This is a genomic window from Pseudomonas sp. TH32, from assembly GCF_016650855.1.
In the GTDB taxonomy this organism is placed as follows: Bacteria; Pseudomonadota; Gammaproteobacteria; order Pseudomonadales; family Pseudomonadaceae; genus Aquipseudomonas.
Genome location: NZ_JAEKFA010000002.1, coordinates 3,933,693 through 3,948,960 on the forward strand (window position 1 = coordinate 3,933,693; position 15,268 = coordinate 3,948,960).

Annotated in this window: 16 protein-coding genes; 7 read left to right on the top strand and 9 right to left on the bottom strand. The window is 59.6% G+C overall.

Annotated features, from left to right (window positions below; translation table 11 throughout):
* Positions 1–26: 26 nt before the first annotated feature.
* Together JFV30_RS21640 and JFV30_RS21645 are read right to left on the bottom strand one after the other, a co-directional pair.
* The gene (locus JFV30_RS21640) at positions 27–806 is read right to left on the bottom strand and encodes a phosphate/phosphite/phosphonate ABC transporter substrate-binding protein (protein WP_201125156.1); all 780 of its coding nucleotides are present in this window, start codon (positions 804–806) and stop codon (positions 27–29) included.
* Between the two features lie 9 nt (positions 807–815).
* Positions 816–1,757 (bottom strand): fatty acid desaturase, encoded by a 942-nt coding sequence (locus tag JFV30_RS21645; protein ID WP_201125157.1) that lies wholly within the window; start codon positions 1,755–1,757, stop codon positions 816–818.
* A 334-nt stretch (positions 1,758–2,091) separates the two neighbouring features.
* On the opposite strand from JFV30_RS21645, the gene JFV30_RS21650 reads away from it, so the two are divergent.
* Together JFV30_RS21650 and JFV30_RS21655 are read left to right on the top strand one after the other, a co-directional pair.
* Entirely contained in the window at positions 2,092–2,529 is a 438-nt protein-coding gene (locus tag JFV30_RS21650) for a GNAT family N-acetyltransferase (RefSeq protein ID WP_201126231.1), read from the top strand.
* Positions 2,530–2,590: 61 nt separating this feature from the next.
* Positions 2,591–3,409: a class I SAM-dependent methyltransferase gene (locus JFV30_RS21655; RefSeq protein WP_201125159.1), complete on the top strand. Its 819-nt coding sequence runs from the start codon at positions 2,591–2,593 to the stop codon at positions 3,407–3,409.
* 105 nt (positions 3,410–3,514) lie between these two features.
* On the opposite strand, the gene def is transcribed toward JFV30_RS21655, so the two are convergent.
* The 3 genes from def to JFV30_RS21670 form a co-directional block, all read right to left on the bottom strand.
* Positions 3,515–4,054: a peptide deformylase gene (gene def / locus JFV30_RS21660; RefSeq protein WP_003213049.1), complete on the bottom strand. Its 540-nt coding sequence runs from the start codon at positions 4,052–4,054 to the stop codon at positions 3,515–3,517.
* Positions 4,055–4,057: 3 nt separating this feature from the next.
* Entirely contained in the window at positions 4,058–5,002 is a 945-nt protein-coding gene (locus JFV30_RS21665; RefSeq protein WP_010169851.1) for a YihY/virulence factor BrkB family protein, read from the bottom strand.
* 182 nt (positions 5,003–5,184) lie between these two features.
* The gene (locus JFV30_RS21670) at positions 5,185–5,370 is read right to left on the bottom strand and encodes a CsbD family protein (RefSeq protein ID WP_003213044.1); all 186 of its coding nucleotides are present in this window, start codon (positions 5,368–5,370) and stop codon (positions 5,185–5,187) included.
* Between the two features lie 210 nt (positions 5,371–5,580).
* On the opposite strand from JFV30_RS21670, the gene JFV30_RS21675 reads away from it, so the two are divergent.
* Positions 5,581–5,958, top strand: coding sequence for a hypothetical protein (locus tag JFV30_RS21675; RefSeq protein WP_201125160.1), 378 nt, complete (start codon positions 5,581–5,583; stop codon positions 5,956–5,958).
* 157 nt (positions 5,959–6,115) lie between these two features.
* On the opposite strand, the gene fadD1 is transcribed toward JFV30_RS21675, so the two are convergent.
* Complete coding sequence (gene fadD1, locus JFV30_RS21680; protein ID WP_010169852.1) at positions 6,116–7,807, bottom strand: long-chain-fatty-acid--CoA ligase FadD1; 1,692 nt, start codon at positions 7,805–7,807, stop codon at positions 6,116–6,118.
* A 316-nt stretch (positions 7,808–8,123) separates the two neighbouring features.
* The gene (gene fadD2, locus JFV30_RS21685) at positions 8,124–9,812 is read right to left on the bottom strand and encodes a long-chain-fatty-acid--CoA ligase FadD2 (protein ID WP_010169853.1); all 1,689 of its coding nucleotides are present in this window, start codon (positions 9,810–9,812) and stop codon (positions 8,124–8,126) included.
* Positions 9,813–10,021: 209 nt separating this feature from the next.
* Here fadD2 and JFV30_RS21690 point away from each other — a divergent pair, with 209 nt between their 5' ends.
* Both JFV30_RS21690 and JFV30_RS21695 read left to right on the top strand, forming a co-directional pair.
* On the top strand, positions 10,022–10,966 hold the full coding sequence (locus tag JFV30_RS21690; RefSeq protein ID WP_010169854.1) for an alpha/beta hydrolase: 945 nt from the start codon (positions 10,022–10,024) through the stop codon (positions 10,964–10,966).
* Positions 10,967–11,024: 58 nt separating this feature from the next.
* Positions 11,025–11,495 carry a MaoC family dehydratase gene (locus JFV30_RS21695; protein WP_003213034.1) on the top strand — a complete coding sequence of 157 codons (471 nt, stop codon included), beginning with the start codon at positions 11,025–11,027 and terminating at the stop codon, positions 11,493–11,495.
* A 56-nt stretch (positions 11,496–11,551) separates the two neighbouring features.
* Here the strand turns inward: JFV30_RS21695 and JFV30_RS21700 are convergent, their stop codons facing one another.
* Entirely contained in the window at positions 11,552–12,019 is a 468-nt protein-coding gene (locus JFV30_RS21700; protein WP_010169856.1) for a ferritin-like domain-containing protein, read from the bottom strand.
* A 206-nt stretch (positions 12,020–12,225) separates the two neighbouring features.
* Between JFV30_RS21700 and JFV30_RS21705 the strand changes: the two genes are divergently transcribed.
* Together JFV30_RS21705 and JFV30_RS21710 are read left to right on the top strand one after the other, a co-directional pair.
* On the top strand, positions 12,226–12,462 hold the full coding sequence (locus tag JFV30_RS21705) for a DUF3820 family protein (protein ID WP_003213031.1): 237 nt from the start codon (positions 12,226–12,228) through the stop codon (positions 12,460–12,462).
* Positions 12,463–12,474: 12 nt separating this feature from the next.
* A complete protein-coding gene (locus JFV30_RS21710) occupies positions 12,475–13,650 on the top strand; it encodes an aminotransferase class V-fold PLP-dependent enzyme (RefSeq protein WP_201125161.1) in 1,176 nt (391 codons plus the stop codon).
* A gap of 936 nt (positions 13,651–14,586) precedes the next feature.
* On the opposite strand, the gene JFV30_RS21715 is transcribed toward JFV30_RS21710, so the two are convergent.
* Positions 14,587–15,252, bottom strand: coding sequence for a bifunctional 4-hydroxy-2-oxoglutarate aldolase/2-dehydro-3-deoxy-phosphogluconate aldolase (locus tag JFV30_RS21715; protein ID WP_010169858.1), 666 nt, complete (start codon positions 15,250–15,252; stop codon positions 14,587–14,589).
* Positions 15,253–15,268 lie beyond the last annotated feature (16 nt).

Consider the following 15,268-nt stretch of genomic DNA (forward strand, 5'->3'; position numbering starts at 1 on the left):
CGTTCCCACGCTCAGCGTGGGAACGATCATTGGAGCTTTGGATAACCCAGGGCTTCGGCCTGTTGTCGGTAATCCAGCAGCACCTGGTAATCGGCTTCAGTGGCGGGCAGCACTTGGTGTACGCCGAGGGTTTGCACCACCTCGGGCAGATCCTGCAAGGCCAGGTTCATGGCTTCACGCAGGGCTTCACTGGCGCCCAACGCGCTGATGTAAGGCAACGTCGGGCTCGGCGCACTGCGGCTGACGATTCGCAGCCCGGCCACTTCATCCGGCGCAAAGCGTGCAAGGTAGTCGAAGGTCACGCTGTCGATGGCGGCCAGGTCCGCCCGGTCTTCCCGCAGCCAGCGCAGGCTTTCGCGATGGGCGCCACTGATGCCGACGTCGGCAAAGAACCGACCGCCCTGCTGCAACGGCGCCAGGCGTTCGCGCAGCAGGTTCATGCCGCTGTTGGAGTCATGGCCGTTGATCACGCCGCGACTGTCATAAAAGTCGGCCAAGGCAACGCGTGGGTTGTCGTCGCGGGTCAGCAGCAGGCTGCAATGGACGCCGCCGCTGCTGTGGGCCAGCTCGTAGCGCGGGCGGCCGATCACCTGGACTTGCCCGCGCAACTCGGTCATCAGCGGGTAGCCGCAGGTTTGCGTCAGCAGCAATTCGGGGGCGCGCCACAGGCTGCGCAAGTCGAGGTGGTCAGCGTTGCGGCGAGTCGCGCCCAGGTGCTCCAGGATGCGCGACAGCCAACGCTCGTTGGCCTGTTGTACGGGCTGCGGGGCCACGTACATCTGCAATTCGGCGTAGCGATCACTCATGGTTGTCTCTCAAGCAAAGGGGTGCCGTGGGCTGTCGATGGCCTTGAGCCCGTGACGGCCGATCAACTGGCCGTAACCCTGCACCAGGAACCCGCCGCTGCGCGCCACCCATTGTTCGCGGCGCGCGCGGTAGACAGTGGGAAGCAGGTACCACGGCAGCTTCGGCAAATCGTGGTGCACCAGGTGCAGATTGTTGTTGAGGAACAGCCAGGTCCACGGCCAGGCGGCTTCGTTAAGCACCGTGCGCTGTTCCGGTTGCGGGTGCGGGCGATGCTCATAGTAGGAACGGATCGCCGCCACCGACAAGGCCGGCACGCTGACCAGCACCACGTAGTGCCACACGGGCAGTGCGCTGCAGTGGGCGATGAAGGTCAGCATCAGCACGGTCACGGTGCCATGGCTCAGCCACATCAACCATGCCTGGCGCTGGCCCTGGCGCAGGCGCCTGAACTCGTTGCGCGCCAGCTTCCACAGCGCCAGGGGCGAACCCAGCAGGAAGCGCCCGAGGACGGTTTTGGTCAGCCAATGCAGGGTGCGCTCGAACAGTGAACTGGCGTCCCATTGCCGCTGATTCAGGTAGCGGCTTTCCGGATCGACGCCGGGCACCGTCAGGTCCTCATCGTTGTGGTGCACAAGGTGGCAGTTGCGGTACAGGGTGTAGGGATACCAGACGGCAAAAGGGGCGTAGCCGAGGACTTTGTTCAGGGCCGTGAAACGGGTGGGATGGCCGTGCAGGAGTTCGTGTTGCAGGGACATCCACAACGCCACGAGCGGGATCAGCAGCGCGGTACTCAGCCACAGGCCGAGCCAATGGCTGCCAAGGATCACGGCAAACCAGCCGGCGTACACGCCCATCAGCAGCAGCCAGGTCGGCCACTCGGTGCGGGCGGTAAAGGACTTCGCCAGGGCTTCGATTTCCCGGCGCTGGGTTTCATCAAGGTAGTTGGACATCGGCAGCTCAGGGCAGGCGTGGCCGACGAAAAAGTCGGCTTCATCCTGCTCTGTGCAATGAGGCGGGAAAATCTTGCAGATCGTTTGGTGCTTAGCTTAGAACTTAATGACCGAACAGATTGCTGTCGGTTTTCTTGGCCTTTTTGTCGGCGCGTTTTTCATCGGCGGTCTTTGCCGGTTTCTTCTTGTCAGCTTTCTTGGAATTCAGACCTTTGGCCATGATGCGTGCTCCACTTACAGGGGATGTAACACTGGGTATAACACCTATTGCCCAACAGAAGGCGCTTTGCCCGACTTATAATCCGCAGCCCCGGAACCTGTGTGTTTGAAAACCATGCCCGAGTTGCACATCGATCGACTGGCAGAGCCTTTGTGGCCGCTGCTGAACAAGTTTTACCGCAGCCACCACTCACCGATGAAAGCCCTCAAGGGCGGCCAGTTGTGGGTGGCCAAGGGCAGCGAGATTGTCGCGGGCCTGTGCCTGACGCCGGTGGTGGGCGGGCAATGGCTGACCGGGCTGTTTGTGGACCCGGCGCTGCGTAGCCAGGGGCTGGCGGCGCGGCTGATTCGGGCATCGGTCACCCGCGTCGACGGGACGGTGTGGCTGCTGTGCCATCCGGAGCTGGAAAGCTTTTACCAGCGTCTCGGTTTTACCCAGGACACGTTGCTGCCGCAGTCCCTTTCCGAACGCCTGGTGCGCTACAAACGCAACAAGCCCATGATCGCCATGGGCTTAGAACCGTTGGTGAGGTCGACCTTCAATAAAGTGTGATCAGCGGTCTTGGGCACCATGCTAGCCTCGGCTGCACTAGCGGCCCATTACCAGGATGATCATGAAAGCGACCCTTGCAGCTTTATCCCTTGCAGCCCTCCTCGCCCCGGCCTTGAGCCAGGCAGCCGAAGCCCCGGTTTCCGCCGAGCAGTATGCAACCGTGCTCGCCGGCAGTTGGCGGGTACCGGCCAACAGCGCACGGGATGTGTATCGTCACCCGCAACAGACCCTCGAATTCTTTGGCCTGCGGTCCAACCAGACCCTGATCGAAATCACCCCGGGTGGCGGCTGGTACAGCGAAGTGCTGGCGCCGCTGCTCAAGGACAACGGCCATTACATCGCTGCGGTGCAGGCGCCAAGCAGCAGTGCTTATGCGCGTACCTCAGAAGAAAACCTGAAAAAGAAATTCGCCGCAGACCCGGTGCATTACTCAAAGGCCGGCTTCGCCGAGTTCGACCCCAAGGCACCGGTGCTGGGCAAGCCTGGCTCGGCGGACACGGTGCTGACCTTTCGCAACGTGCATAACTGGGTGATGGCGGATACGGCGCCGGCGATGTTCGGCGCATTCTTCAAGGTGTTGAAACCGGGCGGCGTGCTGGGTGTGGTGGATCACCGGGCCAAGGACGGGGCGTCGCTGGAAGACATCAAGCACAGCGGTTACCTGACCACCGCCTATGTGGTGAAACTGGCGACCGACGCGGGGTTCAAGCTTGAGGGGCAGAGCGAGGTGAATGCCAACCCGAAAGACACCAAGGACTATCCGGACGGGGTCTGGACCTTGCCGCCGGCGTTGACGTTGGGGGAGAAGGACAAGGCGAAGTATGTGGCGATTGGTGAGTCGGACCGGATGACGTTGCGGTTTGTAAAACCGGCTAAATAAACCACACATTCTGTGGCGAGGGAGCTTGCTGTGGCGAGGGAGCTTGCTCCTCGCCACAGCAAGCTCCCTCGCCACAGCAAGCTCCCTCGCCACAGGGATCGCCGGTTATTCGTCTGCCGTCGGATCCATGTCCGGGAACATCACTTCGATAAACCCGAACTTGCTGAAATCGGTAATCCGCGACGGGTACAGCCGGCCGATCAGGTGATCGCATTCGTGCTGTACCACCCGCGCGTGGAAGCCTTCGGCAATCCGCACAATCGGCTCGCCCTTGGGGTCAAACCCTTCGTAGCGAATCTGCTGATAACGGTCCACCGCCCCGCGCAAACCAGGCACCGACAGGCAACCTTCATAGCCCTCTTCCAGTACCGGGCTGAGGGGCGTGATCAGCGGGTTGATCAGGATGGTCTGGGGCACGGCGGGCGCGTCCGGGTAGCGTTCGCTGCTCTCGAAACCGAAGATCACCAGTTGCAGGTCCACTCCAATCTGCGGCGCGGCCAGGCCGACGCCGCCGACGTGTTCCATGGTCTGGAACATGTCATCAATCAACTGCCACAACTCGGGGCTGTCGAACATCTCCGGCGGAACCGGCGGGGCAATACGCAGCAGGCGCTCATCGCCCATTTTCAGGATTTCACGGATCATCGATCAGACTTCGTCGGTAGTGGGCTTGAGTGAGTGGTCCCGGCCAAGGCCTGAGACATGTTGTTTGTCGTCGTGCTCGCCAAAGTCCTTTTCACCAGGGTCCTTGCCTTCGGCCGACATGTGTTCGATCACCGCGTTCATCTCCGCCCCCAGCAACAGCACGGCGGCGGAAATGTAGAAGTACAGCAGCAACACAATGATCGCGCCGATACTGCCATACATGGCGTTGTAGTCGGCAAAGGTTTTGACGTAGTAGCCAAAACCCAGGGAAGCGATGATCCACACCACCACCGCCAGGACCGAACCCGGGGTGATAAAGCGAAATTTCTGCTTCACGTCAGGCATCAAGTAGTACATCAAGGCCACGGCGAACATCAGCAGGATCACGATCAGTGGCCAACGCAGGATGGTCCACAGCGTGACCACGAATTCCTGCATGCCGATCTGCCCCGCCAGCCATTCCATCACCTGCGGCCCGAGCACCATCAACGCGGCGGCGGCCAACAACATGCCGGCGATGCCAACGGTGTAGAAAATCGACAGCGGGAAACGTTTCCAGATCGGCCGGCCTTCCACCACGTCGTAGGCGGCGTTCATCGCGCTCATCATCAGACGCACACCCGCCGAGGCGGTGTACAGCGCAATCACGATACCCACCGACAACAGGCCGCCTTTGGATTGCTGCAACTGGTCGATTACCGGGTTGACCTGCTCCAGGGCCTGGGGCGGCAACACCAGTTCCGACTGCATGCGCAGCCAGGTGAAGAAGTCCGGCAGGTGCAGGAAACCGATCAGGGCAATCAGGAACAGCAGGAAGGGAAACAACGAGAACAGCATCTGGTAGGCCAGTGCCGAGGCGTACGTAGGCATTTCGTCATCGAGGAACTCTGTGACGGTGCGCACCAGCACTTTGTGCAAGGGCAAGCCTTGTAATACTGGAAAAATCATAGCGTCTCCTTTCGCCGCAAAAAGGTTGAGTTCGTGGGCGACTCAGGGGCCGTTTTCTACATCAAGGTAGCCCATTTGGCGACCTTGAAACAATTTCCAAACTTTAATCACTGCAGGTGACACAAAAACGGCCATCCGTGGATGGCCGTCGGGCTGCTGGAATGCACGCAGCCAGGTCGGGACTATTTGACCGCTTTCTTTACCGCGTCCTTGGTGTCGCCGACTGCTTTTTGCACTTCGCCTTTCTTTTCCTGAACCACGCCTTCAGCCCGCAACTTGTCGTTGCCGGTGACTTTGCCAACACCTTGCTTGATGTTGCCGACGGCTTCGTTCGCCAAACCTTTTGCCTTATCCGATGTGCTACTCATGGTATTTCTCCTGGGAACAATCAAGGATTTTGGTCACTACGTAATCGTTGACCCTTGGCCTTTCCAGAGAGTTTCAATTATTTTTTGCGGGCATTTCATCGCGCATTTGCTCATCGGCAGCAGGTTGGGCTTTATGTTTTGCGGCCAACCCACGAGAATGCCGGGCACATCCAGGCGCAAGCGCTGGATAACAGATCCCGTAGGAAGGTTATGAAACTCAATAAAGCACAGGCCATTGCCCGCAGAAACCAGGAACTGGGCGGTGCCGTACTCGGCGTCAACAACTGCCACTTCACCGACCTGGACCGCAAACGCAACATCTGGTGGTTCGACCTGCCGGTGGGACGGATTGCCGTAGGCCAGTACGAGTGGATTCACTTGTTGATGCACAACGCCGATAGCGACCAGTTGCTGCACTTGAAAGTGCCGACCGTGTTTTTGCGCGAGAAGCTTGAAGGCCTGGTGGTGCGCAATGCCGGCAAGCGCAAGCCGGAGATCACCCTGGAGCTGAGTGCCGACAAGGATTCGTTCCTCAAGGATGTACGCCCGGCAGGTGCTGGCGTGAGCTTTGCGCAGTTCGCGCTGTAACCTGTGGGAGCTATAGCGGTGGGTCAGCTAACACTGCTTTGACTGGCCCACCGCTATCGCAGGCAAGCCAGCTCCCGCATTTGGATTGCATTTCAAGTGGCGCGATCAGCGTTCAATAAAAAGCCCCGCATCTGCGGGGCTTTTTGTTTTAGACCGGTTACTTCTTCAAACCGGCCTTCTTCAGTTCTTCATCCCGCAGTTCACGGCGCAAAATCTTGCCCACGTTGGTGGTCGGCAGTGCGTCGCGGAATTCCACGGCCTTGGGCACCTTGTAGCCGGTGACGTTGGCACGCATGTGCTCCATCACCTGGTCTTTGGTCAGGGTGGCACCCGGCTTGACCACGATGAAGATCTTGATGTGTTCCCCGGACTTCTCGTCCGGCACGCCAATGGCTGCGCATTGCAGCACGCCTGGCAGGCCCGCCAGCACGTCTTCCAGCTCGTTGGGGTACACGTTGAAACCGGAGACCAGAATCATGTCCTTCTTGCGGTCGACAATGCGCATGTAGCCATCCGGCTGGATGATCGCGATGTCACCGGTCTTCAGCCAGCCTTCGCTGTCGAGGATCTCGGCAGTGGCTTCTTCGCGCTGCCAGTAGCCCTTCATCACTTGCGGGCCCTTGACGCACAGCTCGCCCACTTCACCCAGCGCCAGCTCCACGCCGTCATCGGTGATGACCTTGCACAGGGTCGACGGCACCGGAATGCCGATGGTGCCGATCTGGATGTGCTGGATCGGGTTCACGGTGGCCACCGGGCTGGTCTCGGTCATGCCGTAACCTTCGCAGATGGAACAACCGGTGACCGCTTTCCAACGCTCGGCCGCCGCCAATTGCAGGGCCATGCCGCCGGACAGGGTGACTTTCAGCGCCGAAAAATCCAGCTTGCGGAAGGCGTCGTTGTTGCACAGCGCAACAAACAGGGTGTTCAGGCCGACAAAACCGCTGAACTTCCACTTCGACAGTTCCTTGACCATCGCCGACAGGTCGCGCGGGTTGCTGATCAGGATGTTGTGGTTGCCGATCAGCATCATCGCCATGCAATGAAAGGTGAAGGCATAGATGTGGTACAGCGGCAGCGGGGTGATGAGGATCTCGCAGCCTTCATTGAGGTTGGAGCCCATCAGCGCCTTGCACTGCAGCATGTTGGCGACGAGGTTGCGGTGGGTCAGCATCGCGCCCTTGGCCACGCCGGTGGTGCCGCCGGTGTATTGCAACACGGCGACTTCGTCACTGGCGGGGCTGACTTCGTTGATCGGCTGGCCGTGGCCCTTGGCCAATACGTCGTTGAACTTGATCGCCTTGGGCAAGTGATAAGCCGGGACCATCTTCTTCACGTACTTGATGACGCTGTTGATCAGCAGGCGCTTGAGCGGCGGCAACAGGTCGGCGACTTCGGTGACGATCACGTGCTTGACGGAGGTCTTGGGCACGACTTTTTCAGCCAGGTGCGCCATGTTGGCCAGGCAGACCAGGGCCTTGGCACCGGAGTCGTTGAATTGGTGTTCCATTTCCCGCGCGGTGTACAGCGGGTTGGTGTTGACCACGATCAGGCCAGCACGGATGGCGCCGAACACGGCGACCGGGTATTGCAGGACGTTGGGCAGTTGCACGGCGATTCGATCACCGGGCTGCAAGTCGGTATGCTGTTGCAGGTACGCGGCAAAGGCGCCGGACAGTTCGTACAGTTCACCGTAGGTGATTGTCTTGCCCAGGTTGCTGAAAGCCGGTTTGTTGGCGAAGCGTTGGCAGGACTGCTTCAGTACCGCCTGAATATTCGGATACTCGTCTGGATTGATTTCTGCAGCAATCCCGGCGGGGTACTTATCCTTCCAAAAGTCTTCGATCATGGAAGCCCACTCCTCAGCGACGCGAATTCATTCATCGCATTTGATGCGATTATTATTTGTTTGTTTTTGGGTGAGTCTGGCGGTTAAAAGCAAGCCAAGAGGTCACAAAGCGCGCCGAGAGTAGCAGCTTTGCCAAGGGCCGCCTAGAGCCAAAAGAGGCCCCTACGGTCATAAACATGACTCAAGAATATCTAATAGTCATTTTTAGAGCAAAGATTCTACAAGCCGAGGAAAGGCTCTGGAATGGGCTCTACAGGGCTAAAAAACAATGTGGGAGCTGGCTTGCCTGCTCCCACATTTTTGAGCCTATTCCAAATCAGGCGATGTCGCGAAGCTCGCGCCGCAGGATCTTGCCCACCGGCGTCATCGGCAACGACTCACGCAACACAATGTGCTTGGGCACCTTGTAGCCGGTGAAGTTGGCCTTGCAGTAGGTCTTCAGCTCTTCAAGGCTCACGCCCTGGGCACGAGCCACCACAAACAGCTTCACCGCCTCGCCGGTGCGCTCGTCGGGCACGCCAATCACCGCGCAACTGGCCACTGCCGGGTGTGCCATCACCACGTCTTCGATCTCGTTGGGGTACACGTTGAAGCCCGAGACGATGATCAGATCCTTCTTGCGGTCCACGATGCGCACAAAGCCGTCCGGGTCGATCACGGCGATATCGCCAGTCTTGAGCCAGCCTTCGGCGTCCAGGGTCTCGGCGGTCGCCACCGGTTGCTGCCAGTAGCCCTTCATCACTTGCGGGCCCTTGATGCACAGCTCGCCCCGCTCGCCCAGCGGCAACTCCACGCCGCTGTCATCGACGACCTTCATCGCCGTGCCCGGCACCGGAATGCCCACGGTGCCCAGCTTCGATTTGCCGCCATACGGGTTGGTGCTGGCCACCGGTGAGGTTTCGGTCAGGCCGTAGCCTTCGCCAATCGCGCAGCCGGTCAGTTGCTGCCAGCGCTCGGCCGTCGCCTTGACCAGCGCAGTGCCGCCGGAATTGGTGAGCTTGAGGTGGGAGAAATCCAGGGTCTTGAAATCCGGGTGGTCCATCAACGCCACAAACAGCGTGTTGAGCCCCAGCAGCCCGGTAAAGCGCCACTTTTTCAGCTCCTTGATAAAGCCGCCAATGTCCCGGGGATTGGTGATCAGCACGTTGTGGTTGCCCGACACCATCATGCACATGCAATTCGCGGTGAAGGCATAGATGTGGTACAGCGGCAGCGGCGCGACCATCACCTCCTGCCCTTCCTTGATCAGCGGATGGCCGTCGTCGCCCAGTTGCGACATGCACGCCCGCACCTGCTGCATGTTGGCCACCAGGTTGCCATGGGTGAGCATGGCGCCCTTGGCCAGGCCGGTGGTGCCGCCGGTGTATTGCAGCACCGCGATGTCATCGAGGGTCACCGGGTGGCGGTTGAGCGCCTGGCCCGCACCCATGCTCAGGGCGCGCTTGAAGGAAATGGCCTGCGGCAGGTTGTACGCCGGGACCATCTTCTTGACCTTGTCGACCACGGTGTTGATCAGCCAGCCCTTGGCGGCGGGCATGAAGTCGCCCATCTTCGCTTCGATCAGGTATTCGATCTCGGTGTCTTTACTGACTTCTTCTACCCGCGAGCCAAACAGGTTCAGGTACACCAGCGCCCGAATGCCGGCGTCCTTGAACTGGTGACGCATTTCCCGCGGGGTGTACAGCGGGTTGGTGTTGACCACGATCAGCCCCGCGCGCAGGGCGCCGAACACGGCAATCGGATAATGCAGGACGTTGGGCATCTGCACCGCAATGCGGTCACCCGGCTTGAGGTCGGTGTGCCATTGCAGGTAACCGGCGAACGCTGCACTGCGGCGATCCAGCTCGGCGTAGGTCAGGGTGATCCCCATGTTGCTGAACGCCGGACGATCGGCAAAGGTCTTGCAGGACCGCTCGAAGACTTCGATCACCGACTTGTAGGCCGTGAGGTCGATCTCGTTGGGAACCCCGGCCGCGCGTTTGTCATTCCAGAAATCAGGTTGCATTATTCTTGTCCTCTTACCTGAGTGGTCCGGCCGCTTTTGATGCTGCGATGAAAGCGGAGCTTTGGGGACGTTAGCAGCTATGGTCAATCAGGCAAATACAACAAGATGCGTCATTGATTGTGTGAATCTCCCTGCCAAGGCCAGCGCTGATCCAGCAGCCGCGGGCAGATGAGCTATACACTGCAACGACCCTGAGCAAAGGAAGCGCCATGAACCACACCACTTTCTGGCTGACCGCGAATGACCGCAGTCGGGTGTACGTCAACCAATGGCTGCCGGACGGGCCGCCCAAGGCGTTGATCATGCTGGCCCACGGCATGGCCGAGCACAGTGGCCGCTATGGGCGCCTGGCCCAGGCGTTGTGTGACGCCGGTTACGGCCTGTACGCCCCTGACCAGCGCGGCCACGGGCGCACTGCCGACGAAGGCACCCTGGGGCTGTTTGCCGAGAAAGATGGCTGGAACAAAGTGGTGGGCGACCTGGCGAGCCTTAATCAGCACATCGGCCAGCAGGCGCCGGGGGTGCCGATCATTCTGCTGGGCCACAGCATGGGCAGCTACATTGCCCAGGCGTATCTGCTGCACCACAGCGCGAGCCTCAACGGGGCGATTCTCAGCGGCTCGAATTTCCAGCCGGTGGCGCTGTACGGCGCAGCCAAGGTGATCGCCCACATCGAGCGCTTGCGCCAGGGCTTGCGCGGGCGCAGTGCGCTGATTGATTTCCTGTCATTTGGATCGTTCAACAAGGCATTTAAACCCAATCGCACCGCTTTCGACTGGCTCAGCCGCGACCCGGCCGAGGTCGACAAGTACGTCAGCGACCCGCTCTGCGGCTTTCGCTGCACCAACCAGCTGTGGATCGACCTGCTGAGCGGCTTGCAGCAAATCAGCAAAGCGTCCAATCTCGCTCAGATCGATCCGGGCCTGCCGATCCTGATAATGGGCGGAGAATGTGATCCGGTCAGTGAAGGCAAGCGTCTCAAAAGTCTGGCCAACGCTTTGCGCGAAGCCGGCTGCCAGAACCTGGAGCTGAGCATTTACCCGCAGGCGCGCCACGAATTATTCAACGAAACCAACCGTGATGCGGTCACAGCCGATGTGCTGACGTGGCTGGACCAGGCTGCAATACTGCGCCGCCCCGCTCGCTGCGAATGATATTTCGTTTAAAATCAATACATTAAGATTATCGATTAGCCACAGGATGCACCATCTGATGACCCAGGTTACCAACACGCCTTACGAAGCCCTCGAAGTCGGCCAGACCGCCAGCTACAGCAAGACCGTCGAAGAGCGCGATATCCAGCTGTTCGCGGCGATGTCCGGCGACCACAACCCGGTGCACCTGGACGCCGAATTCGCCAAGGCGACCATGTTCAAGGAACGCATTGCCCACGGTATGTTCAGCGGCGCCCTGATCAGCGCGGCAGTCGCGTGTGAGTTGCCTGGGCCCGGCACCATCTACATCGGCCAGCAAATGACTTTCCAGAAGCCGGTAAAAATCGGCGACACCCTGACCGTGCGTCTGGAAATCCTGGAGAAGCTGCCGAAGTTTCGCGTGCGCATCGCCACCCGCGTATTCAACCAGCGCGATGAGCTGGTGGTGGACGGTGAAGCCGAGATCCTCGCGCCGCGCAAGCAGCAGACCGTGACCCTGACCGAACTGCCAGCCATCAGCATCGGTTAAACCACCACGCATAAAAAAGCCCCGCATCTGCGGGGCTTTTTCTATTCAGGCCGGGCTCAAGACTGAGCGCGTGCCTGGTTACGCAGGGCTTTCACCTGGTCGTGGTTGCGTTGCGCGCCGTGGAACTGACGCTCCACCAGGTCGCGGATACCCAGCAGGTTGTGCTTGTTGATCTTCTCGATCGCTTCTTTGTAAGCCTTCAGCGCGTGGTCTTCACCGCGCTCGGCTTCGTTCAGCACAGCTTCTTCATCTTTACCGGTGACCAGCGACTTCACGTCGACCCAGCCACGGTGCAGGGCGCCAGCGACGCTGCCGGATTTTTCCGGATCGCCACCCAGTGCTTTAACGGCAGTCTGCAGTTCGGCAGCGGCGGTGGCGCAATCAACGGAACGTTTGGCAAACAGGGCTTTGAGTTCTGGATGCTTGATGTCTTCTGCGCAGGTCTTGAAGCCTTCCTGGCCGTCCTTGCTGGTCTCGATCAGGTCATTGAGTACGGAGATCGATTCTTTGTTGATATCAGTCATTTTTCAATTCCTTCGCGGGTTAAGTAACGTGCATTAGTCATTGCAGCGCCCGTGCCAGCTTTTGAAAAACGAATTAATCCTTATATTTCAATAAGTTAAATATTGACCAAAAATCTGTATCCGCTTTATTTGCATGATCTGTCATTTGGCCTCCATGCAGAATGCCTGTATTTTCCAACGCATCGACTCAAACACTTGAAGCCCCAATGAACCCTGAAAAACTTGAACTGCTGATCACCCGCGAAATGCCCTTCGGCAAGTACAAGGGCCGGATCATTGCCGACCTGCCTGGGCCCTACCTGAACTGGTTTGCCCGTGAAGGTTTCCCCCACGGCGAGTTGGGGGGGTTACTGGCACTGATGCAGGAAATCGACCACAACGGCTTGTCCGAACTGCTGGAACCCCTGCGCGCCAAACACGGCAAGCCAGCCCCTCGTCATTAATAGAGCACGCACATGGACAGTACCCGCGACGAACAACACTGGCACCAAATCGCCCAGCGCTACGACCTTGAGCCTGGCCCGATCAACCTCGAAAACGGTTACTTCGGGCGCATGAGCCGCGCGGTGCTGCAGCAGTATCAGGACCACGTAGCCTTCATCAATCGCAGCAATTCGATCCATGTGCGCCAGCGTTTCGAGCAGGGCGAAAACCTCGAGATTCGTAACCAGTTGGCGCAGTTAATGGACGCCGACCCTGAAGCCGTCGCCCTCACCCGCTGCGCCTCGGATGCCTTGCAGTCGCTGATCCGCAACTACAACCGCCTGCAGCCGGGCGACCAGGTGCTGATCAGCGACCTGGAATACGACACCGTCAAGGGCGCCATGCGCTGGCTGGCGCAGAACCGTGGGGTGGAGGTCATCGAGATTGCCCACGAACACCCGGCCAGTTTCGACAGCCTGGTGCAGACGTATCGCGATGCGTTCGTGCGCTACCCGCGTCTGAAATTGCTTGCACTGACTTACGTGACCCACCGCACCGGACTGGTAATGCCGGTGGAGGCAATTGCCACCGCCGCCAAAGAACACGGGATTGATGTGATCCTGGATGGCGCCCATGCGTTGGGGCAGATCGAGTTCAACCTGGCGCAGTTGGGCATCGCGTTTGCCGGCTTTAATCTGCACAAGTGGATTGGCGCGCCGCTGACCCTGGGCTTTATCTATATCGACCCGCAGCGGCTGGCGGACATTGATCCCGACATGGGCGAGTTTCACTACCCGGTCACCGATGTACGTGCGCGTACGCCATACAGCACGCCGAATTTCCCGGCACTGATGACGTTGCCGCTGGTGTTCGAAGAGCATCGGGCATTGGGCGGCTCGAAGGCCAAAGGCGCCCGGCTCAACTACCTGCGGGATTTGTGGGTGAGCGAGGTGCGGCAGTTGCCGGGAATTGAAGTGCTGACGCCGGACGATCCTCGGCTGTATTGCGCGATCACCTCGTTCAAGTTCACTGATCAGCCGGATCAACAGGTGATGGCGGATCGGTTGCTCAAGGAATATGACCTGTTTACCACGACCCGCAGCGGCGCGTCGTTCGGCAGTTGTATTCGGGTGACGCCGGGCTTTCTGACGTCAGCGGCGGACATCCACGTGTTGATCAAAGCCATCACAGAACTGAGCGCGCCTTAGCGTGTATATCCGTTATTTAGGTAACGGCCACTTAGGGTTCCGCTCTTACAGCGGCTCACTTTTGAAAAGCGCAAAAGTAAGCAAAACGCTCTTGCCCCACCACTCGGCACCTCGCTAATGCTCGGTGTGCCCTCTCTCCGGTACTACTCCGCGGGCCGCCGCGACGGGGCGTCCCTGCCCCGTCGCGGCTAAACCGGCGTCCTGCCGGTTTACCCGCTCCGTACTACCTGCGTTCGGCCAGCGTGGTTTAACGGGGCGCCTAAGATCAAGATCAAAAGCAGATCAAGAGCACAGCGGCCTACAGGCCGGCTTGAGTGGTGTGAAGCAAAGGCAAAATCAAAATCTAAAGCGGGCACGGTCAAATGTGGGAGCTGGCTTGCCTGCGATGGCATCGCCTCGGTGCACCTGAGAGACCGAGTTGTCTGCATCGCAGGCAAGCCAGCTCCCACAGAAAAGCAGAGCTGCATCAGTTTCAGATTTGGTTTTCGCTTTGGCTTTGGCTTTTGATCTGGCTTCTACCACTCAAGCCGGCCTGTAGGCCGCTGTGCTCTTGCTTTTGATTTTGATCTGGCTCTGACTGCCCCAATAAGCCCGAGGCCGAACGCAGGGATTGAGGAGCGGGTAAACCGGCAGGACGCCGGTTTAGCCGCGACGGGGCAGGGACGCCCCGTCGCGGCGGCCCGCGGAGCAATGCCGGAGTGAGGGAACACCGAGCCTGGGCGAGGTGCCGACAGGCGGGGCAGAGCGCTTTGGTTACTTTGCCGCTTTTGCAAAGTGACTCGCTGTAAGAGCGAAACCATAAGCCGCCGTTACCTAAATAACGGATATGTACTCAGTCACCCCTGAAGGTTTCCAGCAGGCAAAAAAAGCGGCGCACCGACCAAGTGCGCCGCAAAAATGCCGTAGAACACAGCAACAACGATTCGGTAAATCCAATCAGTCCAGCAGGGCCAGCGCCTCGGCGGTGGTTTCCTGGATACGTGCCCAGTCGCCGTTCTTGACCCACTCAGGGTCCAGCATCCAGCTACCGCCCACGCACATCACATTCTTCAAGGCCATGTAGCTCTTGATGTTGGCCGGGCCCACACCGCCAGTCGGGCAGAATTTCACTTCGCCAAACGGGCCGCCCAACGCTTTGATGGCCGCCACGCCACCGCTGACTTCAGCCGGGAACAGCTTGAAGCGGCGATAACCCAGGCCATAACCTTCCATGATCCCGGAAGCATTGCTGATGCCAGGCAACAGCGGAATCGGGCTGTGCACCGAGGCTTCCAGCAGGTCACGGGTAATGCCCGGGGTGACGATAAATTGCGAACCGGCCACTTCGGCCGCTTCCAGCATATGGCGATCCAGCACGGTACCGGCGCCGGTGCACAGCTCCGGACGCTGCTCACGCAGCACCTGGATGGCCTTCAGGCCGAACTGCGAACGCAGGGTCACTTCCAGTGCGGTCAAACCACCGGCAGCCAGGGCATCGGCCAGCGGCAGAATGTCCTGTTCACGGGCAATGGTGATCACCGGCAGGATCCGCGCCTTGGCGCAGAGGCTGTCGATCAAGGCAACTTTGTCCGCCATGGAAACGGTAGGTTGAGGGCTGTTCATCGCGGCTGATCCTTGG

Coding starts and splice junctions, on each gene's coding strand:
- JFV30_RS21690 (WP_010169854.1), top strand. CDS start 10,022: ATGAACCACACCACTTTCTGGCTGACCGCGAATGACCGCAGTCGGGTG.
- JFV30_RS21665 (WP_010169851.1), bottom strand. CDS start 5,002: ATGATTTTTCCAGTATTACAAGGCTTGCCCTTGCACAAAGTGCTGGTG.
- JFV30_RS21655 (WP_201125159.1), top strand. CDS start 2,591: ATGAAAGCGACCCTTGCAGCTTTATCCCTTGCAGCCCTCCTCGCCCCG.
- JFV30_RS21705 (WP_003213031.1), top strand. CDS start 12,226: ATGAACCCTGAAAAACTTGAACTGCTGATCACCCGCGAAATGCCCTTC.
- fadD2 (WP_010169853.1), bottom strand. CDS start 9,812: ATGCAACCTGATTTCTGGAATGACAAACGCGCGGCCGGGGTTCCCAAC.
- JFV30_RS21675 (WP_201125160.1), top strand. CDS start 5,581: ATGAAACTCAATAAAGCACAGGCCATTGCCCGCAGAAACCAGGAACTG.
- JFV30_RS21710 (WP_201125161.1), top strand. CDS start 12,475: ATGGACAGTACCCGCGACGAACAACACTGGCACCAAATCGCCCAGCGC.
- def (WP_003213049.1), bottom strand. CDS start 4,054: ATGATCCGTGAAATCCTGAAAATGGGCGATGAGCGCCTGCTGCGTATT.
- JFV30_RS21650 (WP_201126231.1), top strand. CDS start 2,092: ATGCCCGAGTTGCACATCGATCGACTGGCAGAGCCTTTGTGGCCGCTG.
- JFV30_RS21695 (WP_003213034.1), top strand. CDS start 11,025: ATGACCCAGGTTACCAACACGCCTTACGAAGCCCTCGAAGTCGGCCAG.
- fadD1 (WP_010169852.1), bottom strand. CDS start 7,807: ATGATCGAAGACTTTTGGAAGGATAAGTACCCCGCCGGGATTGCTGCA.
- JFV30_RS21715 (WP_010169858.1), bottom strand. CDS start 15,252: ATGAACAGCCCTCAACCTACCGTTTCCATGGCGGACAAAGTTGCCTTG.
- JFV30_RS21700 (WP_010169856.1), bottom strand. CDS start 12,019: ATGACTGATATCAACAAAGAATCGATCTCCGTACTCAATGACCTGATC.
- JFV30_RS21645 (WP_201125157.1), bottom strand. CDS start 1,757: ATGTCCAACTACCTTGATGAAACCCAGCGCCGGGAAATCGAAGCCCTG.
- JFV30_RS21640 (WP_201125156.1), bottom strand. CDS start 806: ATGAGTGATCGCTACGCCGAATTGCAGATGTACGTGGCCCCGCAGCCC.
- JFV30_RS21670 (WP_003213044.1), bottom strand. CDS start 5,370: ATGAGTAGCACATCGGATAAGGCAAAAGGTTTGGCGAACGAAGCCGTC.